Genomic DNA, 20,848 nt, shown 5'->3' on the forward strand with positions numbered 1-20,848 from the left:
GTCGCAAAATGACGTTTTTTGAGGACGCGCTCTTGCGGACCCGAATGCTTTCTGGCATAGAGCAGATGAATTAGGACAGTGTTGCTGTCCTATTTTGGCCCGAACGGCCGAAGAGGCGCCGAAAGCCCTGGAACGGACGGCTTTTCACGCTATAGTTCTTCCGAGCGTCAAGCCTCAAGGGCGTTGCGCGGAGGGCGAATGGCAGGCGCGGAACGCGACGGTTTGCTTTCCTTGATAAGCAGATGTCTGCGGCCGATCTTCACCATGCAACAGCGCTGTCATGCGCCGGACCTATTTTGGTTGCGGCACAGGACGAAAAGCCGCCCGCGGCTCCGCGGGCTTCGACAGGAGGAAAGATGATGACGAAGACGCCATCCATGGAATTTGACCGGTTCGCTGCTGCCAATGTGCGCGCCACGGCCAATATGTCCAAATCCGCCTCCGGCCTGCCGAAGAAACAAGGTCTTTACGACCCGCGCAACGAACATGATGCCTGCGGCGTCGGCTTCGTCGCCCATATGAAGGGCCAGAAGTCGCACCAGATCGTCAAGGACGGCTTGTTCATCCTCGAGAACCTGACGCATCGCGGCGCCGTCGGGGCCGATCCGCTGATGGGCGACGGCGCCGGCATCCTGGTGCAGATCCCCGACCGGTTCTTCCGCGAGGAAATGGCCGCGCAGGGCATCACCCTGCCGCCGGCCGGCGAATATGGCGTCGGCCACATCTTCATGCCGCGCGATGAAAAGCAGATCGAGCACTTCAAGAAGGTGATCAAGGATGTCGTCACCGAGGAAGGCCAGGTCCTTATCGGCTTTCGTGACGTGCCGGTCGACAATTCCTCGCTGTCCAAGGCGCCGGCGATTGCCGCCACCGAGCCGCATCACGTGCAGGTCTTCATCGGCGCCGGCGAGGATGCCGAAAACAACGACGAGTTCGAGCGTCGGCTGTTCACCCTGCGCAAGGTGATCTCCAATCGCATCTATGACGAGTTCGACGGCGAAGAGAGCAATTTCTATCCGGTGTCGCTGTCGTCGGGGACGGTGGTCTACAAGGGCATGTTCCTGGCCTATCAGGTCGGCGCCTATTACAAGGATCTGACGGACCCGCGTTTCGAAAGCGCGGTCGCCCTGGTGCACCAGCGTTTCTCGACCAACACCTTCCCGTCGTGGAAGCTCGCGCATCCCTACCGCATGGTCGCCCACAACGGCGAAATCAACACGCTGCGCGGCAACGTCAACTGGATGGCGGCGCGCCAGGCCTCGGTCTCCTCGCCGCTATTCGGCGAGGATATCTCCAAGCTCTGGCCGATCTCCTATGAAGGACAGTCCGACACGGCCTGTTTCGACAATGCGCTCGAATTCCTCGTGCGCGGCGGTTATTCGATGGCGCATGCCGTGATGATGCTGATCCCGGAGGCCTGGGCCGGCAATCAGTCGATGGCTCCAGAACGCAAGGCCTTCTACGAATATCACGCCGCGCTGATGGAGCCCTGGGACGGACCGGCTGCCGTTGCCTTCACCGACGGCAAGCAGATCGGCGCGACGCTCGACCGCAACGGCCTGCGGCCGGCGCGCTACCTCGTCACCGATGACGACCGTGTCATCATGGCGTCGGAAGCCGGGGTCTTGCCGGTTCCGGAGGAGAAGATCATCCAGAAGTGGCGTCTGCAGCCCGGCAAGATGCTGCTGATCGATATGGAAGAAGGCCGCATCATCTCCGACGACGAGGTGAAGTCGAAGCTTGCGACGGCGCATCCCTATCGCAGCTGGCTCGGCCGCACCCAGCTGATCCTCGAAGAACTGAAGCCGGTGGAGCCGCGGGCGCTGCGCCGCGACGTGTCGCTGCTCGACCGTCAGCAGGCCTTCGGCTACACGCTCGAAGATACCCGCATCCTGATGTCGCCAATGGCGACGACGGGCCAGGAGGCGATCGGCTCGATGGGCACGGACACGCCGATCTCGGCGATGTCGGAAAAGCCGAAGCTGCTCTACACCTATTTCAAGCAGAACTTCGCGCAGGTGACGAACCCGCCGATCGACCCGATCCGCGAGGAACTGGTCATGAGCCTCGTCTCCTTCATCGGCCCGCGGCCGAATATTCTCGACCACGAAGGCATGGCGAACGCCAAGCGGCTCGAAGTGCGTCAGCCGATTCTGACCAATGGCGACCTCGAAAAGATTCGCTCGATCGGCCATACCGAGGACCGTTTCGACACCAAGACGCTCGATTTCACCTATGACATCGAGCGCGGCGCGGCGGGCATGCCTGAGATGCTCGACCGGCTCTGCGAGCGCGCGGAAGCGGCCGTCAAGGGCGGCTACAACATCATCGTGCTCTCCGACCGCCAGATCGGGCCAGATCGGATTGCCATTCCGGCGCTGCTGGCAACGGCGGCCGTGCACCATCACCTGATCCGAAAGGGGCTTCGCACCTCGGTCGGTCTCGTCGTCGAGACCGGCGAACCGCGTGAAGTGCATCATTTCTGCCTGCTCGCCGGCTACGGCGCCGAAGCGATCAACCCCTATCTTGCCTTCGACACGCTGCTCGATATGCATGCCAAGGGTGAGTTCCCGAAGGAAGTGGATGCTTCCGAGGTCGTCTACCGCTACATCAAGGCGGTCGGCAAAGGCATCCTCAAGGTCATGTCGAAGATGGGCATTTCGACCTATCAGTCCTATTGCGGCGCGCAAATCTTCGATGCGATCGGCCTGTCGTCGGAACTTGTCGACAAGTATTTCTTCGGCACCGCGACGATGATCGAAGGCATCGGCCTTGAGGCGATCGCCGAAGAGACCGTCGCGCGCCATAACGCAGCCTTCGGCACCGATCCGCTGCTGGCGACGACGCTCGATATCGGCGGCGAATACGCCTACCGCATGCGCGGCGAAAGCCATGCCTGGACGCCGGATGCGGTTGCCGCCCTGCAGCATGCCGTGCGCGGCAATGCCGAGGACCGCTACCGCGAATTCTCCGAGATGGTCAACGATTCGGCGCTGCGGATGAACACGATCCGCGGGCTATTCAACATCAAGAGCGCCGAGGCGCTCGGCCGCAAGCCGGTGTCGATCGACGAGGTCGAGCCGGCGGCCGATATCGTCAAGCGCTTCTCGACCGGGGCGATGTCCTTCGGCTCGATCTCCCGCGAGGCGCATACGACGCTGGCGATTGCCATGAACCGGATCGGCGGCAAGTCGAACACCGGCGAGGGCGGCGAGGAATCCGACCGCTACATGCCGCTCTCCGATGGTTCGAGCAACCCGGAACGATCGGCAATCAAGCAGATCGCGTCGGGCCGCTTCGGCGTCACGACCGAATACCTGGTCAACGCCGACGTGCTGCAGATCAAGGTGGCGCAGGGCGCCAAGCCCGGCGAAGGCGGCCAGCTGCCCGGTCACAAGGTCGATGCGACGGTCGCCAAGACCCGTCACTCGACGCCGGGCGTCGGCCTGATCTCGCCGCCGCCGCACCACGATATCTATTCGATCGAGGATCTGGCGCAGCTGATCTACGATCTGAAGAACGTCAACCCGACCTCCGATGTCTCGGTCAAGCTGGTCTCCGAAGTCGGCGTCGGCACGGTTGCCGCCGGCGTCGCCAAGGCGCGCGCAGACCATATTACGGTCGCCGGCTTCGACGGCGGCACGGGTGCGTCGCCGCTGACCTCGCTCAAGCATGCCGGCAGCCCCTGGGAGATCGGCCTTGCCGAAACCCAGCAGACGCTGGTGCTGAACGGCCTGCGGTCGCGTATTGCACTGCAGGTGGACGGCGGCCTGAAGACCGGCCGCGATGTCATCATCGGGGCGCTGCTCGGCGCCGACGAATTCGGCTTCGCCACCGCGCCGCTGATCGCCGCCGGCTGCATCATGATGCGCAAGTGCCATCTCAACACCTGTCCGGTCGGCGTGGCGACCCAGGATCCGGTGCTGCGCAAGCGCTTCAAGGGCACGCCGGAGCATGTCATCAACTACTTCTTCTTCGTTGCCAACGAAGTGCGCGAAATTCTCGCCTCGCTCGGGGTCACCCGGCTCGACGAGATCATCGGTGCCTCGGAGCTGCTGGAGAAGGACGAGATGCTGGCGCATTGGAAGGCCAAGGGGCTCGACTTCAGCCGCATCTTCCACAAGGTCGATGCCGCCAAGGAAGAGACTTTCTGGACGAGCCGGCAGCAGCACCCGATCGACGATATTCTCGACCGCGCGCTGATTGCGCAGGCTGAGCCGGCGCTGACCGACAAGACGCCCGTCGCCTTCGAGGTCGGCATCAAGAACGTCGACCGTTCGGCAGGTGCGATGCTGTCCGGCGAGGTCGCCAAGCGTTACCGCCATCGCGGGCTGAAGGAAGACACGATCAATGTGACGCTGCGCGGCACGGCGGGTCAGAGCTTCGGCGCCTTCCTGGCGCGCGGCATCACCTTCAACCTGATCGGCGATGGCAACGACTATGTCGGCAAGGGGCTTTCGGGCGGCAAGATCATCATCCGGCCGCCGGAAAATTCGCGGATCGTCGCCGAGAACTCGATCATCGTCGGCAACACCGTGCTTTACGGCGCGACCGAGGGCGAATGCTACTTCCGCGGCGTGGCGGGCGAACGGTTCGCCGTCCGCAACTCGGGAGCGATCGCCATTGTCGAAGGTGTCGGCGACCATGGCTGCGAATACATGACCGGCGGCGTCGTCGTTGTGCTCGGCGCGACCGGCCGCAACTTCGCAGCCGGCATGTCCGGCGGTGTCGCCTATGTGCTCGACGAAACCGGCGATTTCGCCAGCCGCTGCAATATGGCGATGGTCGAACTCGAGCCGGTGCCGGAGGAGGACGACATGCTGGAGAAGCTGCATCATCACGGCGGCGATCTCATGCACAAGGGACGCGTCGACGTCTCGGGCGACATGACCCGCCATGACGAGGAGCGCCTTTACCAGCTGATCTCCAACCATCTGCACTATACGGGCTCCACCCGCGCCAAGCAGATCCTCGACAGCTGGGCCGACTACCGCCCGAAGTTCCGTAAGGTCATGCCGGTCGAATACCGTCGTGCGCTCGAGGAAATGGAGCGCAGCCGGATGGGCATCGCTGCCGAGTGAATTGCACCGGGATATTCGCCACGTGCTGATTGCAGGTGGCGAATATCGGAAACGTCTCGATGATCCGTGACGATCACGCCGATGGCCGATGGCCGTCGAGATCGCCCGGAAGTTTCAGGGGATATGTTCCAATGACGGTCAAGAGAAGCAACCCGCCCGGAATGCCGGGACTGACGACAGACAATTGGCCGCGGATGAGGCGGTCATGAGGGTAAGGGACGAAGATATGGGTAAGGTAACAGGGTTTCTGGAAATCGACCGGCAAGTGGCGAAGTACCAGCCGGCGTCGGATCGTATCCGCCATTTCCGTGAGTTCACGATCCCGATGTCGGACCCGGAAGTGCAGAAACAGGCCGCGCGCTGCATGGACTGTGGCATCCCCTATTGTCACGGCCCGACGGGCTGCCCTGTGCACAACCAGATCCCCGACTGGAACGACCTTGTCTACAACAACAACTGGGAAGCGGCGATCCAGAACCTGCATTCGACCAACAACTTCCCGGAGTTCACCGGCCGCGTCTGCCCGGCGCCCTGCGAGGAAGCCTGCACTTTGAACCTCGAAGATGCGCCTGTTGCCATCAAGACGGTCGAACAGGCGATCGCCGACAAGGCCTATGAGCTCGGCTTCATCCGGCCGCAGCCGGCCACGGTTCATACCGGCAAGAAGGTTGCGGTGATCGGCTCCGGCCCCGCCGGCATGGCGGCTGCCCAGCAACTCGGCCGCGCCGGCCACGAGGTGCATGTCTATGAGCGCGAGACCAAGCCGGGCGGCCTGCTGCGCTATGGCATTCCCGACTTCAAGATGGAGAAGAACTTCATCGACCGCCGCGTCGAGCAGATGAAGGGCGAGGGGGTCACCTTCCATTGCGGCGCCAATGTCGGCGTCGACGTCATGGTCGAGCAACTGCTCGCCGATCACGACGCCGTCCTTTATTGCGGCGGCTCCGAGACACCGCGCGAAGCGGGCATTCCGGGCACGGATCTTGCCGGTGTGCATGATGCCATGCCCTATCTGGTGCAGCAGAACCGCCGTGTCGGGCGCGAGAACATCGACAGCGTCGGCTGGCCGTCGGACCCGATCCTTGCAGGCGCCAAACATATCGTCGTCGTCGGCGGTGGCGACACGGCTTCGGACTGCGTCGGCACGGCGTTTCGCCAGGGCGCCGTCAAGGTCACCCAGCTCGACATCCGGCCGCAGCCGCCTGAGAAGGAAGACAAGCTCGCCGTCTGGCCCTTCTGGGCGACGAAGATGCGCACCTCTTCCTCGCAAGCCGAAGGCGCCGTGCGCGAGTTCCAAGTGGCAACACTCGAATTCGTCGGCGAAGACGGCGTGCTGACCGGGGTCAAGTGTTGCGAGGTCGACGAGCGCCGGCGGCCGGTTCCGGGCACGGAATTCATCATCCGCGCCGATCTGGCCTTCATCGCCATCGGTTTCCGCGGCCCGTTCACAACAAGCGTGCTGAAGGAACTCGCAGGAAAGCTGACGCTCAACACCGACAAACGCGGCTCGACCAATGTCGTCGCCAACGACCGCGACTACAAGACGTCGGTCGACAAGTTCTGGACGGCGGGCGACGTGCGCCGCGGCCAGTCGCTGGTGGTCTGGGCAATCCGCGAAGGCCGCCAGGCGGCGCGGGCCATCGACGAGGCCTTGATGGGCTCAACTGTTCTGCCGAACTGACTGCAGGCCGCATAGAGATCCCGAGAGAAAACTCCGCCCTTCCGGCGGAGTTTTTTATTGGGAAAAGGCTCTGGGTGCCACCGCTTGACGCGCCGGTATCCGACGCAAGCCTCTAAGCAATGCTGGGAAGCTGGCCGCAGGTGGCGGTGACGCAAACGGAACGGTGCGGAAGGCTGCCGCGCCGACTTTTCATTTCACCGAGACTTCAGCCGGCGTCTTTGCCGCAGGCAGGCGGTAATCGTCGACGCGGCCGGGCGGCGCGGGCGTCATTTCGCCCTGCTCGACCAGGAGGTCGCGGGGCGACCTGGTCAAAGTAATTGGCGGGGGCCTCGCGCCGAGAAGCTCGGCGCCGCCGTCGAGATTGGGATCCGAGAGGCTGATCGGCACGGTGTGTTCGACCGGATTGGTGGGAAGGCCGAGGCCCGGCAGATTGCTTTCGTCCAGGCGGACCAAATCCGGGCTTGCCTGGGTGCCGAGAATGCGGCGGGCAGGCTTTTCGACATAGAAGGCGAGCTTGCGCCGGCCGGCCTGCGTCAGGTTGATGCCATCGGAGGTGCGCAGGCGCACCTGCTGGCCGTTCACATCCGAGCCGGTGACGATGAAGTTGCTGTTTTCATCGACGAAACCATCCCAGATATCGACGAATTCGCCACCGATGCTTTCGACCTGGTTGCGGTAAAGCTGGTTCATCTGGACGGCATCGGCCGTCATCTGATCGGATTCGAAGGCGGGAAGACCGACCCAGAGCAGCGGGATCTTGCGGTCGGTAACTTCTTTGCCGAAGGAAAGGACGCGGCGGCGGTATTCGCTAAACCAGCCGTCGGTGCGGAACTTCTCCTTGGCGGTATCGGTCACCATCTGTTGGCGGTCGTTGGCGCCGATCATGACGACGACCATGGCTGGCTTCAGCTCGTCGATCATCGCCGGCAGCTGTTCCGGCCAGTCGTAATAATCGTCGCGGACAAGACCGGATGAGACGTTGCCGCGGGCTTCGACGACGACCCCCGGCGAAGTCTCGAAGGCCGCAGTCAGGCCGTCGCCGAGGCCGCTGGCCAGGAAATCGCCGACGATCAGGATCTTCTTGGCGTCGCTGAGCTTTTGCACGACCGGCTCCTCCTGCACGGGCGCGCGGATCGGCGGCGCGGTGCGGGTGTTGACGATGGCTTTCTGCGGCGGCGGGCGCTTGCGTTGCTGGCGCCTCGGCTGCGGGACATCAGGCGCCTGCGGCCCGTCGTCGAGGTAGCGCCGGCCGAGGAAGAAATCGAGGATCGAGCGGCGCTGGTAGCGCTGCTCCTGGGCTTCCGCCATATGCACTGGCGCAAGCGCGCCAAGGCATAGCGAAACCGCCGCCAGGGCGAGCGCGATCCAACGGATTGGGGTCCGGTCAGTTTTCTTCGTCATGGGCAGTTCCGCATCTGCCGGCACCTTGCACGCAGGACAGGCCAGCGTCCACACCCGCTCTTATCTAGGTCACGATTCCGCCGCTTCTAGCGACGAAGGGCGTTCAGAAGCGGCAATGAGGGCTCGCCGTCCGGCTGCATGCCGATGCGAGACTGCACCGCCGATATCGCCGCTTTCGAACCCGAGCCGAAATTGCCGTCGACCTCGCCATTGTAATAACCGAGCGTCTTCAGACGGGTCTGCAGCTCGAATTTCTCTGTGATGTCGAGGGCGCCGTCCGGGCGCGGCCAGCGCTGTTGCATGCCGCCGTAGCCGGCGATCTGATCGGCAAGCAGGCCGACGGCAAGTGCATAGCTGTCCGACGCATTGTAGTTCTTGATGGTGAAGAAGTTGGCGGTCATCAGGAAGCCCGGGCCACTGGGCCCAGCCGGCATTTTCAGCACCGCCTTGGTACCGCTCTCACGGAAGGCCTTGCCGTTCGGGCGGGTCAGGCCGAGGGCTGCCCATTGGGCGAGCGTATGGGTCTTGCCGATCTGCTTGGCGGCTGCAGCGGGAACGACAACCTCGTAGCCCCAGGTCTTACCGGTGTCCCAGCCGTTCTTCATCAGCAGATTGGCCGAGGTGGCCAGCGCATCGGGCACCGAGTTCCAGATGTCGCGATGGCCATTGCCGTCGGCATCGACGGCATACAGCAGGTAGCTTGTCGGAATGAACTGGGTGTGGCCCATGGCGCCGGCCCAGGAGCCGGTCATCTCGCGTGCCGGCACGTCGCCGTTCTGCAGGATTTTCAGCGCAGCGATCAGCTGCTTCTTGGCGAATTTGGCGCGGCTCGGATCGGCGTAACCGAGCGTTGCCAGAGCGCGCGGCACGTAATGCAGCCGGTCGTCCTTATCAAGGATGGCGCCGTAATTCGATTCCATCGACCAGATGGCAAGCAGAATGGTCTTGTCGACGCCGAATCGCTGTTCGATCGCAGCCAGCGTCCTGGCGTGCTTGGCGGCCATCTCGCGGCCGATCTTGACCGTATAGGGATTGACGCGGGAATCGACGTAGTCCCAGATTTTCGAAGTGAATTCCGGCTGGTAGGCCGCCTTCTCGAGCACGGTCGGATCGGGCTCGCTCACCCCGGAAAAGGCCTTTTGATAAGTTGCCTTACTGATGCCACTCTGAGCGGCTGTTTGGTAAAAATCCGCGATCCATTTCTGGAACCGGGAATCGGCTTTCGCGTTGTCGGGGACCAGCCCCACCTGGGCGGCGACAATGAAGGCGAGAGCAAGACCACGAAGGGAGTATTTGTGATTCTGGGTCATCGACAGTCGTATCCGTCATCTTCAGTTTCTGGCGCAACGGGGCATCATGTCCGCCCAGACCCGAGACTACAGGAACGGAGTCAACAAATTCTTTACCATGGCGATCCGCTGCGGTCACCATTTGCAAAACAGTAGCAATTCTATACTAGTTAAAGCTAAAAAGCTCCATTTCCAAAGCGATATGATCGAAGCAGGAGGCCGGGTGTGGCTCAACACAACAAAGTTCGTAAAGCAGTATTTCCGGTTGCCGGGTTGGGAACGCGATTCCTGCCTGCAACCAAGGCTGTTCCGAAGGAAATGTTGACCGTCGTCGACAAGCCAATCATTCAATATGTCGTCGATGAGGCGATCGAGGCCGGGATCGAACATCTGGTTTTCGTCACCGGGCGCAACAAGCACGTCATCGAAGATTATTTCGACATCCATTTCGAGCTGGAGCAGACGCTCAAGGAGCGTGCCAAGAAGGCCGAGATCACTCTTCTAGCCCAGCAATTGCCGAAGGCCGGCACGGTGAGCTTCACCCGCCAGCAGGAGCCGCTCGGCCTCGGCCACGCGGTCTGGTGCGCCCGCGAGATCGTCGGCGACGAGCCGTTCGCGCTGCTGCTGCCCGATATGATCATGAAGGGCGACAAGGGTTGCATGAAGGGCATGATCGACCTTTACGGCCAGAGCGGCGGCAATATCATCGCCGTCGAAGAATGTGCGCCCGACCAGGCCCATAAATATGGCATCGTCGGTGTCGGCGAAGCGATCGGCGAGGGCTTCCGAATCACCGGCATGGTGGAAAAGCCCGCCAAGGGAACGGCGCCTTCCAACTTCTTCATCAACGGCCGCTACATCCTGCAGCCGGAGATTTTTCGGATCCTCGAAACCCAGGAGCGCGGCGCCGGCAATGAGATCCAGCTCACCGACGGCATGCTGAAGCTGCTGAAGGAACAGGATTTCGCCGGTTATCACTTCCGCGGCACGACCTATGACTGCGGCGCCAAGGACGGCTTCATTCTGGCCAACGTCGCCTACGCTCTTGAACGCGCCGATATCCGCCCGACCGTCGAAGGCGGCTTCAAGGAATTGCTTGCCGGCCTGAGGTAAGTTTTCCGCACATTATATCAATGTTAGAGCGCCGCGCCTCCCATCGGATGCGCGGCGCTTTTTATCAAGTGTTGTACCCTGATGCCGAAACCGCTGACACTTTTCGGCGTCAGGCTTAGCGTTTCAGCTTGAGACCAACGCCGGCGCGCCATTGCTGCGAATCGGTGCCTTCCTTGCGCGCGGTCAGCTCGTAGCCGAGCGTGCTGGTCAAATCGAGATAGCGGTTGATGTTCCAGGTCAGCCCGGTCGCCGCGGTATAGACGAGTTCGTCGTTGATGGTGCTGTCGGTGGGATAGTCGCGCCACGTCACGCCGCCGATCATGGTGCCAACCAGATTGTCGCGCAGCTGGTGGGTGACCGTCGTCGTCAGCGCGTGCGAGACGTAGCCGCTTTCGCCCGCCGTGGTCGAGGGCTGGATGCTCGTCTGCAGGTCGAGATTGACATCGGTACCGCGGATCGGGGACCAGAGCAGGCTCGCATCGAGTGTCGCGGTATCGATCGACGACAGGCGGCTGTCTTCGAAATCAGCCATTTCGTAGCCGACGCCGACTTCACCTTTCAGCTTTTCGCCGAGGTCGACCTCGACGCCTGCCTTGGCGCCGTAGCTGTGGCCCGAACGCTCGTAACCGGCCGAATCGCGCGTCTCGTCATAGAGGGTCCGGCCGATCGTCGCCTCGATGAAGGGGATGAGTGCGGGGGACAGCTCGTAACCGACGCGGCCGCGCAGCGTGCCGGTCGTCTGATTGCGGTCGCTGAGCTCAACGGTCGTGCCATTGGCAAGCGTGGCGTCGGAATAGATCGAGCGGGTCAGTGCCAGCGCCGTCGTGCCGCGCAGGACGCCGAAATCGCGTTGGACGGAAGCGCCAGCCGAAAATTCCTGCACGTCTGACTGCTGCGTGGCGTCGGCGATCGCATCGGGGTCGTCCGTATCCTCGCGATAAAAATTGTAACCGGCGGTGAGATGCGCGACCGTATCGTCGGGAAGATCCAGCCGGAGGTCACCGTTGACCTTGAAGGACGGCTGCTCCTCACCCTCGCCGCTGATATTCCGCTGCCAGGCGCCCTCCGAGGTGACGCTCAGCTGATGCCGGCCCCAGCCGGAGGTGAGCGTCGCGGCTGCATCGGTTTCGAGGAAGGCGCGCCGTTGCGTGGTGCTGCCGTCCTTGGTGGTCTCGGTGTTGATGCTCTGGGTGACGCTCGGGCGGAGCACGAAGGTGCCGATCGGAATGCCCGGCGTTTCGGCCGTCGAGGCGCTTTCGGCAGCCCGCCGCCGCGGCAGTGTTTCGTCGATCGGTGCTTCGCGGGTGTTCAGCCGGCGGATATCCTCATCGAGGATGGAGCCGGTCACGTCGTCGCCGGCCTGCGCATCCGGTATGGCCGGCCTCTGGCCGGTATCATCCGGGTTTGCGGTCGTGCCGTTTGCCGCCGTCGTGGCGCTATCGTCGGTGCCGTCATCGAAAGCGGCGGCGGCGTTCGTGGTGCTGTCCTGAGAGACCGTAGAGCGGCTATTTGCCGTCGTTGACGGCTGTTGCGAAGCGGACTCCGCCAGGGCTGCCGTCTGGCTGAGAAGCAGGCCACTGAACGCAGCAAAAGAGACGGCACGGCTTATGGCGCGGAGCGGCGTCACTCTGCTCGTCTGTTTTGGCTGGCCCATGCAATTCGCGCCTGACATGCTTTCGGTTCTTACCCAAAGGTAAAGCCTCGTGGTTAATCATTCGTTGCCGACGGCGGGCGCCGTTCACATTTCGGAAAGAGTGCGGGGTGGACTTGGAAAGTGAAAAGGTCTAACGCAGCTTCATGAACAGAAGAGCGATAAACCTCGTTGAAAACAGCGTGCTCGAATCGGCAAAACGCACGATAGAGACCGAAAGACGCGGCCTTGAAGCGCTCGAACAGGCCTTCGACAATGGATTGGCCGGTCCTTTCACCCGCGCCGTCGAAACCATCGGAGATATCTCCGGGCGTGTCATCGTCACCGGCGTCGGCAAAAGCGGGCATATCGGCGCCAAGCTCGCGGCGACGTTCGCTTCAACGGGGACTCCTGCCTTTTTCGTGCATGCGGCGGAGGCCAATCATGGCGATCTGGGTATGATCGCGACCGACGACGTCGTGTTGGCGATTTCCAAAGGCGGCGAGAGCGCCGAGCTTAAGAGCATCATTTCCTTCACGCGGCGGTTCTCCATTCCGCTGATCGCGATCACTTGCAGCGACCGTTCCTCGCTTGCAACAGCCGCCGATATCGTCCTTCTCGTGCCGAACGAGCAGGAGGCCTGCCCGAATGGGCTGGCGCCGACGACCTCGACACTGATGCAGCTTGCGATCGGTGATGCGCTGGCCGTGGCGCTGTTGGAGGCGCGCGGCTTTACCGCCACGGATTTCCACGTTTTCCATCCCGGCGGCAAGCTGGGTGCGAGCCTGATGCATGTCGCGGATATCATGCATACCGGCGAGCGGCTGCCGCTCGTGGCCAAGGGCACGGCGATGCCGGAGGCGATCACGGTGCTGTCGCGCAAGCATTTCGGCTGCGTCGGCGTGCTCGACGGGGATGGGCGGCTCTGTGGCATCGTCACCGAAGGCGACATGGCGCGCAACCTGACCCGCAATCTTTCAGAGCTTGCCGTCGACGACATCATGACGCGGACGCCGAAGACGGTGAAGCCGACGATGCTGGCGACCGCTGCGCTGGCGCTGCTCAACCAGCATCACATCGGCGCGCTGATCGTCATCGACGACGACCACAGGCCGGTCGGACTGGTGCATTTCCACGATCTGCTGCGGATCGGCGTCGCCTGATCAGGGTCATCTGATCAGAGCTGATCCATCAGACGGGCTCGACTGTCAGGTCGCGGCCGTTGCTCGACACCACCTTCACCTGCGTTCCCGCCGGCAGGTCGGGTCCCATCACCTGCCATAGCGTATCGTCGAGGCGGATGCGGCCGCGGCCCTCGCGGATCGGTTCGTGCAGCGTCGCCGTGCGGCCGACGAGGCTCGCGCCGCGCTGATTGAGGAAGGGCTCGTCGGTCGTCGAATTGCGCAGCGTCAGCCGGCGGCCGGCGAAGGTCGTGGCGACGGCAAGCAGCGCAAAAAGGATCGCCTGCAGTTCCCAGACCCAGAAAGCGCTGTCCCAGAAGATGAGCGACAGCGCGCCGACGATCAAGGCGGCAAGGCCGATCCAGACCAGGAAGAAGCCTGGCACGATCATTTCCGCGGCGAGCAGCACCAAGCCTGCGACCCACCAACTCCATGCACCAAGTTCGGCGACGATCTTCGCCAGCATGGCTTAGCGCTCCTGATCGGGATTGAAAGGATTGGGGGTCGACGGGTTGATCGGCGGCGTCGAGCGCACCGGCGCCGGGCGGGGACGCGGCACGGGTGGCGGCGTTGCCGGGCTGTTGCCGGCATCGCCGAACACTTCGCGGGCGATGGCGCCGATGCCGCCGAGCGAGCTCAGGATGGAAGAGGCTTCCATCGGCATCATCACGATCTTGGAATTGGATGCCGAACCGATCGAGGTGAGTGCCTCGGTGTATTTTTGCGCGACGAAATAGTTGATTGCCTGAATGTCGCCGGCGGCAATCGCTTCGGAAACCATCTTCGTCGCCTTGGCTTCGGCCTCGGCCAGGCGCTCCCGGGCCTCAGCATTGCGGAAGGCGGCCTCGCGCTGGCCTTCGGCCTGGAGAATGGCGGATTGCTTGGCGCCTTCGGCCCTGAGGATCTGTGCGTTGCGTGAGCCTTCGGCTTCCAGTACCTGCGCGCGTTTTTCGCGCTCGGCCTTCATCTGCCGGGCCATCGCATCGACGAGGTCTCGCGGCGGCTGGATGTCCTTGATTTCGACGCGGGTGACCTTGATGCCCCAGGGCTGCACGGCCTCGTCGACGACGCGCAGCAACCGGTCGTTGATCGCATCGCGGTTGGAAAGCAGTTCGTCGAGATCCATCGAGCCCATGACCGAGCGAATATTGGTCATGGTCAGATTGAGAATGGCGTTTTCAAGATTGGCGACCTGATAGGCGGATTGGGCAGCGTTCAACACTTGATAGAAGGCGACGGCATCGGCCGAAACCGAGGCATTGTCCTTGGTGATCACCTCCTGGGTCGGCACGTTCAGCACCTGCTCCATCACGTTCATCCGGGCGCCGACACGCTCGATGAAGGGGGTGATGAGGTTGAGGCCCGGCTCCAGTGTGCGGGTGTAGCGGCCGAAGCGCTCGATCGTATAGCGATAGCCCTGCGGCACGGTCTTGATCCCGGCAAAGAGTACCAGGATGACGAAGATGACCAGCACGATCACGACGATGTCGAAGCCGCCGAACAGCATGAATTCCTCCTATCGGCGCATGCATGCGCGCCTCACAACTGATGTGGTGAGGTAGCATGTTCTTTGCGAGGAAGAAATGACCCACGAAGGTCCCGTCTCCAAGGAAAAGAAGGATGAGTCAGGGCGGATTTTTCAGGGTGGGATCTCTCAGATCCAGCCCTGCAATTCGCGGCGGACGACCTTTTCCAGCACCTTCATGCCGTCCTCGCCGTCGTTGAGGCAGGGGATATGTGCGAACTTCTCGCCGCCATTCTCGTGGAAGGAATGGGCCGCCTGTTCGGCGATCTCTTCCAGCGTTTCCAGACAGTCGGAGACGAAGCCCGGATTGATGACGGCGATGCGCTTGACGCCGTCCTGGGCGAGCTTCTCTACCGTCTTGTCGGTATAGGGTTGCAGCCATTCCTCCGGCCCGAAGCGGGACTGGAAGGTAACCATGAAATTTTCCTTCGTCAGCCCCAGCCGCTCGCGCAGCAGCCGGCCGGTCTTCTGGCATTGACAGTAATAGGGATCGCCCTGCTTGAAATAGGACATCGGAATGCCGTGGAAGGAAGCAAGCAACATGTCCGGTTTCCAGTCGAGCGTCGCAAGATGCCTTTCGACGGAGTTTGCGAGCGCTTCGATATAGGTCTCGTCGTCATGATAGTCGGGCACGGTGCGCAATGCCGGCTGCCAGCGCATTGAAAGCAGCTTCTGGAACGCCTTGTCGTTGACGGTGGCGGTCGTTGCCGCCGCATATTGCGGATAAAGCGGGAAGAGCACGATACGGTCGCAGCCTTCCTGCTTCAGCGCCTCGATGCGCGAGGCGATCGACGGCGTGCCGTAGCGCATCGCCCAATCCACTTTGACCGTCGCCAGGTCCTTCAGGCGCTCGGCCATCAGCTCGGACTGGTTGCGCGTATAGGTGCGGAGATAACTTTCGTTCTTCTCCTTGTTCCAGATCAGCTCATAGGCCTTGCCGACCTTCTGCGGGCGGGTGTTGAGCACGATGCCGAATAGGATCGGATACCACTTCCAGGGCGACCATTCGATGACGCGGCGATCGGTCAGGAACTCCCGGAGATAGCGGCGCATCGACGTGTAATCGGTGCCATCGGGCGTGCCGAGATTCACCAGCAGGACGCCGACCTTGCCTGACTTGACGGCCGGATGGTCTGCCGGGCGGAGTGAAGTATCTGCTGTCATTCTGGTCCCAACGCTCTTTTGTCTCGTCGGCTCATACGCAGCCCCGAAATCGTGGTTCACCCTATAGAAAGAAAAACCGGCCCGGGAAAGCCCGGGCCGGCCGTGGAAATCGGGACAAATCGTCTACTTGGCGGGAACCTCGATCTCTTTGCCGACCGCCAAGTGACGCGGGCTCGGACTGCCGTTGGCCTCCGAAAGCTTCCGCCACAGCGTGCCGTCGCCATAGAAGGTCACGGCCAGATCCCAGAAGGTGTCGCCCGCGGCGATGACATGGGTCGAAGGCGTCGTTTCGGCAGGCGCGGAGGCTGCCGGTGCGGGTTCCGCAGCGGGCGCGGGTGTTGCTGGCGTTGCTGGGGCCGCCGGGGCAGGCTCGGTGGCTGGTGCCGGTGCTGCAGGTGCAGCGGGGGCGGGAGCAGGTTCGGTGGTCGGTGCGGGGGCTGCCGGCGTTGCCGGTGCTGGAGCGGCCGGTTCGGCAGCCGGTGCCTGCGCAACAGCCGCACCGTTTTCGGTGACGCGGCCGTCGGTATAGGGCTTATACGGCGAGTGGGCTGCCAGATATTCGGCAGTCACGTCGGCAAGATCCGGACCGAAATCATAGGCGTTCTTGCCTTCCTTGAAGATCGAATAGCCGTCGCCGCCGGCCCGCATGAAGTTGTTGGTGGCGACTTTGTAAGTCTTGGATTGGTCGATCGGAGCGAAGTTGTCGCCCTCCTTCACCTGGACATCGCTAACGCGGCTGCCGACAGGCTTGGACTGGTCGAAGGAGAATTTCAGGCCGGCGACCTGCGGGAAGCGGCCGGCGCCCTGATCGATTTGGCTGACGCCGTTTTCGAGCGCCTTGACGATATCCGCGCCGGTGGCCTCGAAAGTGGCGAGCGTATTCTGGAAGGGCAGGACGGTGATGACTTCACCCTGGGTGACCTCACCGCCGTCGATCGACGCGCGCAGGCCGCCACCGTTCTGGAAAGCGATAGCAACACCCTGGTTCTTCGTGCGGTCGAGCATGGCATCGGCCACCAGATTGCCCATCGAGCATTCCTTGACGCGGCAGACCTTGCGGTCGCCGTCGATCGGGGCTTCGGAGGAGCCGATGACCTTCTTGCGCAGTTCCTCGATCGGTTTGGCGAGTTCCGCGATGCGGGCAACGACGGCGGGATCGGGCGTGAAGCTGGAATCGATCAGGATCGGATCGCCCTTGGCATCCTTGACGACGCCGCTATCGTCGAAATTGACGACGAGATCGCCGAGATACTTGCTGTAGGAAGCTGCCTGGACGACCGGCACCTTGTAGCCGCCCGGATTGTCGACCATCGTCGGATAGGGGCCCTCGGCTTTGGGGTCGGTGTTCGAAAGCAGACTATGGGAGTGGCCGCCGACAACGACGTCGACATCCGGGATCTTGGCGATCAAGGCGAGATCGCGGGGGTAGCCGACATGGGTCAGCGCGATGATCTTGTTGACGCCCTGGCCCTTCAGATCCTGAACGGCCGAGGTGATCGCCTGGACGTCGTCGGCGATGGTGACGTTCGGGCCGGGGGATGACAGTTCGGCCGTGTCATTGGTGACGGCGCCGACGATGCCGATCTTCTGGCTGCCGACATCGAGCACCAGCGAGGGCTTGATGCGGTCGCCGAGCTTGGAGGCGGCGGCCGCCTTGACGTTCGCGGTGACGACAGGGAACTGCACCTTGTCGAGGAAGGTCGCAAGCCCGTCCTCGCTGTCGTCGAATTCATGGTTGCCGACGGTCATGGCGTCGAACTTCATCAGGTTGAGGAATTCGGCTTCGGCCGCGCCTTTATAGGTCGTGTAGAACAGCGAGCCCTGGAAATTGTCGCCGGCATTCAGCAGGAGGACATTCTTGCCGGAGAGCGCCTGGCGGCGCTGGTCGATCGCGGTCTTCAGGCGGGCAGCACCCCCGAAGCATTCCTTCTTGCCTTCTTCCTCGGCTGAGCAGGTGGAGTCGAACTTGTTGATCGATTCGATGCGCGAATGGAAATCGTTGATATGAAGAATATTGAGTTCGTAATCCGCAAAAGCGGCGCCCGTGCCAAGCGCCAGCATGGACGCGGTCAAAAGACCGAAGCTGAAAGACTTCGTCATCCCTGTTCTCCTGATTGAGGCGAGAGATCCCCCTGATCCTCGCCGATCCCTTCCTAATCCGCCGGGGCGGTTCCCGGCCTGCGGATGTTCCATCAGACGATGGACGACCGCAAGAGAAAGCTGGGCCAGGCCGGGCGCTTTCCAAGGGGGCGGGGCAAAAAAGCGGCTGGCTACTACAGGCATTCGCCGTCGGCGGCGTTTCGATAGAGTTCGTGCACGGCCTCCGCGATATTCAGAACGGTGGCGAGGGCGATGACCAGACAAAGAAGAAAAACGAGGCGGTGAAAGCGCCGACCAGCCCGATAGGCAAAGAGCGCGCCGGCGCCATAGATCAATATTGTCGGCACGGCCAACATCAGCACCTGGCCCGGTCCGTCGCAATCGAGAGCGGCGATGCCCTGGGCACGATAGACGTTGGCCGGAAAAAGGATGGCAAGCGTCGCAAGCGGCAGCGCGAGCAGCAGGGCGAGGTAAACGGCGAGGGCGCGCATGGTGTGCTTAGCCTATCGCCTTATCTTCAGCCTCGGCGGGAAAGTGTGAACTGCGCGCCGGAATCGGAGGTGCAATTGAGCTGGCTTGGGTTGACGAGGGCGCAATTGACCTTGGACTGGGTCTTGCGCACTAGCGAGGTCATGTTGATCTCGACCAAGGTCGGCGAGGTATTGATATAGGTGCCCGAGGCAAGAAGCTGGTTACTGTCGGTCGTGCGGGTGGTGAAGCTACCGCCCTGGAAGGTGGAGACGATGCCGTTCGGATCGCTCCAGTTGCCTTCGACGCCGGTGGCGGCCGGTGCTGTTGCAACCGGCAGGCTGCGCGGCTCTGGCGAAACGCAGGCGGCAAGCGCGGCGGCGGCACCGACAAGAACGAGACCAGTTCTGATTTTCATAAGGCTTCTCCCGGCGATTCGGCGTGGCGGTCACCCGCCAAGTTCGGGCAAAACATGGCGCGCGCCCGCCGCGAAGGCAAGCCTTGGCGGGGTGCTGGGCGGCATTTAGACAGCAGGCGTTACAAAAATGCCCGCCTTGCGGCGGGCATCTTCAAACTCGCGCGAGCGATCTCAGCGAACGAGAATGTTCCTGAACTGCCACGGATCCTTGGTGTCGATATCCTCAGGGAAGAGGCCCGGGCGGCCATCGAGCGGGGTCCAGTCGGTGTAATGCCCCTCGACCGGGCCGAGATAAGGCATCTGCACTTCGAGGCAGCGCTTGTAGTCGATCTCGTCGGCTTCGACGATGCCGGCCTTCGGGTTTTCCAGAGCCCAGACCATGCCGGCGAGAACGGCTGATGTGACCTGCAGGCCGGTGGCGTTCTGATAAGGTGCGATGCGGCGCGTTTCCTCAAGCGACAGACGCGAGCCAAACCAGTAGGCGTTCTTCTCGTGGCCGTAGAGCAGGACGCCGAGTTCGTCGATGCCGTCCTCCAGCTCGTCTTCATCGAGAACGTGATGGACCGGCTGCGGCGTGCCGCCATTGCCGAACATTTCATGCAGCGAGAGCACGGCGTCGTTGGCCGGATGGTAGGCATAATGGCAGGTCGGGCGGAAGGTCACTTCGCCGTCCTTGTCGCGAACCGTGAAGTAGTCGGCGATCGAGATCGACTCGTTATGGGTAACGAGGAAGCCATATTGCGGGCCGGGTGTCGGGCACCAGGTGCGCACGCGGGTGTTGGCGCCCGGCTGCTCCAGATAGATCGCCGCCTTGTTGCCCTTCTTGTGCTTCTTGGCGTTCTTCGGCATCCACTCTTCATGCGTGCCCCAGCCAAGTTCGGCCGGCTGCATGCCTTCGGAGATGAAGCCTTCGACCGACCAGGTGTTCCAGAAGACGTTGAGCGGCTTCGGGTGCTTGGTGCGCTGGGTGTCGCGCTCGGCGATGTGGACGCCCTTGACGCCGAGCTTCTTCATCAGCTTGGCCCAGCCTTCGCGATCGTGCTGGTCCGGTTCGTCGAACTTTAGGCCGGTGTCGTTGGCGAGGTTGACGAGCGCCTGCTTGACGAACCAGGAGACCATGCCCGGATTGGCGCCGCAGGTGGAAACGGCGGTGGCGCCGCCCGGGTTCTTTGCCTTTTCCTTGCGCACGGTTTCGCGCAGCGCATAGTTAGTGCGGTCGGCATTGCTCATGCCCTTATCGAAATAGAAGCCGAGCCAGGGTTCGACGACGGTGTCGACGTAGAGCACGTCATGCTTGCGGCAGAGCTTGATAAGGTCGAGCGAGGAGGTGTCGACCGAGAGGTTGACGCAGAAACCCTGGCCTTCGCCTTCGGTCAAGAGCGGCTTCAGCAGCTCCTTGTAATTGTCCTTGGTGACATATTCCTTGATATGACGAACGCCGTGCTTCTTGAGGATTTCCATGTCGGAGGGCTCTTCGCGCGGGTCGATGACGACCATCCGGCTCTTGTCGAATTTGAAGTGGCGCTCGATCAGGGGCAGGGTGCCGCGGCCGATGGAGCCAAAGCCGATCATCACGATCGGACCGGTAATTTCGGCATATACCGGATAGTTCTGTTCCGTCATTCTTTTCTCCTGTGGAAGAGGACGAAGGCGTTCAGCCTGAAGAATTCTTTTGAAATTGCCGCAGAAATTGCGAGGTGACCGGCTCTAACCACAAATCGGCGTCACAATAAAGAGTGTTGAGGGGGAAAGCTCAAATATCGGGCGGGCGAGAGGTCGGCGAGGTCATCTGACCGG

Annotated in this window: 14 protein-coding genes; 4 read left to right on the plus strand and 10 right to left on the minus strand. The window is 62.3% G+C overall.

From position 1 onward, the window contains the following. Positions 1 to 356 precede the first annotated feature (356 nt). Both gltB and OS035_RS15485 read left to right on the plus strand, forming a co-directional pair. Positions 357 to 5,081, plus strand: coding sequence for a glutamate synthase large subunit (gene gltB / locus OS035_RS15480; RefSeq protein WP_179867170.1), 4,725 nt, complete (start codon positions 357 to 359; stop codon positions 5,079 to 5,081). 226 nt (positions 5,082 to 5,307) lie between these two features. Beyond that, positions 5,308 to 6,762, plus strand: coding sequence for a glutamate synthase subunit beta (locus OS035_RS15485; RefSeq protein WP_097628750.1), 1,455 nt, complete (start codon positions 5,308 to 5,310; stop codon positions 6,760 to 6,762). A gap of 189 nt (positions 6,763 to 6,951) precedes the next feature. On the opposite strand, the gene OS035_RS15490 is transcribed toward OS035_RS15485, so the two are convergent. Both OS035_RS15490 and OS035_RS15495 read right to left on the minus strand, forming a co-directional pair. Next, positions 6,952 to 8,163, minus strand: a complete 1,212-nt coding sequence (locus OS035_RS15490) for a DUF459 domain-containing protein (protein ID WP_097628751.1) — start codon at positions 8,161 to 8,163, stop codon at positions 6,952 to 6,954. 86 nt (positions 8,164 to 8,249) lie between these two features. Next, on the minus strand, positions 8,250 to 9,473 hold the full coding sequence (locus tag OS035_RS15495) for a lytic murein transglycosylase (RefSeq protein ID WP_097628752.1): 1,224 nt from the start codon (positions 9,471 to 9,473) through the stop codon (positions 8,250 to 8,252). Between the two features lie 204 nt (positions 9,474 to 9,677). Between OS035_RS15495 and galU the strand changes: the two genes are divergently transcribed. Further along, entirely contained in the window at positions 9,678 to 10,565 is an 888-nt protein-coding gene (galU, locus tag OS035_RS15500; protein WP_097628753.1) for a UTP--glucose-1-phosphate uridylyltransferase GalU, read from the plus strand. Positions 10,566 to 10,680: 115 nt separating this feature from the next. On the opposite strand, the gene OS035_RS15505 is transcribed toward galU, so the two are convergent. Beyond that, the gene (locus OS035_RS15505) at positions 10,681 to 12,219 is read right to left on the minus strand and encodes an outer membrane beta-barrel protein (RefSeq protein ID WP_097628754.1); all 1,539 of its coding nucleotides are present in this window, start codon (positions 12,217 to 12,219) and stop codon (positions 10,681 to 10,683) included. Between the two features lie 143 nt (positions 12,220 to 12,362). On the opposite strand from OS035_RS15505, the gene OS035_RS15510 reads away from it, so the two are divergent. Next, a complete protein-coding gene (locus tag OS035_RS15510) occupies positions 12,363 to 13,358 on the plus strand; it encodes a KpsF/GutQ family sugar-phosphate isomerase (RefSeq protein WP_097628755.1) in 996 nt (331 codons plus the stop codon). Positions 13,359 to 13,386: 28 nt separating this feature from the next. Here the strand turns inward: OS035_RS15510 and OS035_RS15515 are convergent, their stop codons facing one another. From OS035_RS15515 to OS035_RS15545, 7 genes are all read right to left on the minus strand, one after another. Then, positions 13,387 to 13,842, minus strand: coding sequence for an NfeD family protein (locus OS035_RS15515; RefSeq protein ID WP_097628756.1), 456 nt, complete (start codon positions 13,840 to 13,842; stop codon positions 13,387 to 13,389). A gap of 3 nt (positions 13,843 to 13,845) precedes the next feature. Next, the gene (locus OS035_RS15520) at positions 13,846 to 14,883 is read right to left on the minus strand and encodes an SPFH domain-containing protein (RefSeq protein ID WP_097628757.1); all 1,038 of its coding nucleotides are present in this window, start codon (positions 14,881 to 14,883) and stop codon (positions 13,846 to 13,848) included. Between the two features lie 147 nt (positions 14,884 to 15,030). Beyond that, the gene (gene hemH, locus OS035_RS15525; RefSeq protein ID WP_097628758.1) at positions 15,031 to 16,065 is read right to left on the minus strand and encodes a ferrochelatase; all 1,035 of its coding nucleotides are present in this window, start codon (positions 16,063 to 16,065) and stop codon (positions 15,031 to 15,033) included. Between the two features lie 123 nt (positions 16,066 to 16,188). Next, positions 16,189 to 18,165, minus strand: a complete 1,977-nt coding sequence (locus tag OS035_RS15530; protein WP_331813853.1) for a 5'-nucleotidase C-terminal domain-containing protein — start codon at positions 18,163 to 18,165, stop codon at positions 16,189 to 16,191. Between the two features lie 173 nt (positions 18,166 to 18,338). Next, on the minus strand, positions 18,339 to 18,656 hold the full coding sequence (locus OS035_RS15535) for a hypothetical protein (protein WP_097628760.1): 318 nt from the start codon (positions 18,654 to 18,656) through the stop codon (positions 18,339 to 18,341). Between the two features lie 26 nt (positions 18,657 to 18,682). Continuing rightward, positions 18,683 to 19,051, minus strand: coding sequence for an outer membrane lipoprotein Omp10 (omp10, locus tag OS035_RS15540; RefSeq protein ID WP_071090891.1), 369 nt, complete (start codon positions 19,049 to 19,051; stop codon positions 18,683 to 18,685). A 171-nt stretch (positions 19,052 to 19,222) separates the two neighbouring features. Next, positions 19,223 to 20,674 carry a homospermidine synthase gene (locus tag OS035_RS15545; RefSeq protein ID WP_097628761.1) on the minus strand — a complete coding sequence of 484 codons (1,452 nt, stop codon included), beginning with the start codon at positions 20,672 to 20,674 and terminating at the stop codon, positions 19,223 to 19,225. Positions 20,675 to 20,848: the final 174 nt, after the last annotated feature.

This window comes from Rhizobium sp. 268 (assembly GCF_036571585.1).
GTDB lineage: Bacteria > Pseudomonadota > Alphaproteobacteria > Rhizobiales > Rhizobiaceae > Rhizobium > Rhizobium redzepovicii.

Coding starts and splice junctions, on each gene's coding strand:
- gltB (WP_179867170.1), top strand. CDS start 357: ATGATGACGAAGACGCCATCCATGGAATTTGACCGGTTCGCTGCTGCC.
- OS035_RS15485 (WP_097628750.1), top strand. CDS start 5,308: ATGGGTAAGGTAACAGGGTTTCTGGAAATCGACCGGCAAGTGGCGAAG.
- OS035_RS15490 (WP_097628751.1), bottom strand. CDS start 8,163: ATGACGAAGAAAACTGACCGGACCCCAATCCGTTGGATCGCGCTCGCC.
- OS035_RS15495 (WP_097628752.1), bottom strand. CDS start 9,473: ATGACCCAGAATCACAAATACTCCCTTCGTGGTCTTGCTCTCGCCTTC.
- OS035_RS15505 (WP_097628754.1), bottom strand. CDS start 12,219: ATGGGCCAGCCAAAACAGACGAGCAGAGTGACGCCGCTCCGCGCCATA.
- OS035_RS15510 (WP_097628755.1), top strand. CDS start 12,363: ATGAACAGAAGAGCGATAAACCTCGTTGAAAACAGCGTGCTCGAATCG.
- OS035_RS15515 (WP_097628756.1), bottom strand. CDS start 13,842: ATGCTGGCGAAGATCGTCGCCGAACTTGGTGCATGGAGTTGGTGGGTC.
- OS035_RS15520 (WP_097628757.1), bottom strand. CDS start 14,883: ATGCTGTTCGGCGGCTTCGACATCGTCGTGATCGTGCTGGTCATCTTC.
- hemH (WP_097628758.1), bottom strand. CDS start 16,065: ATGACAGCAGATACTTCACTCCGCCCGGCAGACCATCCGGCCGTCAAG.
- OS035_RS15530 (WP_331813853.1), bottom strand. CDS start 18,165: ATGACGAAGTCTTTCAGCTTCGGTCTTTTGACCGCGTCCATGCTGGCG.
- OS035_RS15535 (WP_097628760.1), bottom strand. CDS start 18,656: ATGCGCGCCCTCGCCGTTTACCTCGCCCTGCTGCTCGCGCTGCCGCTT.
- omp10 (WP_071090891.1), bottom strand. CDS start 19,051: ATGAAAATCAGAACTGGTCTCGTTCTTGTCGGTGCCGCCGCCGCGCTT.
- OS035_RS15545 (WP_097628761.1), bottom strand. CDS start 20,674: ATGACGGAACAGAACTATCCGGTATATGCCGAAATTACCGGTCCGATC.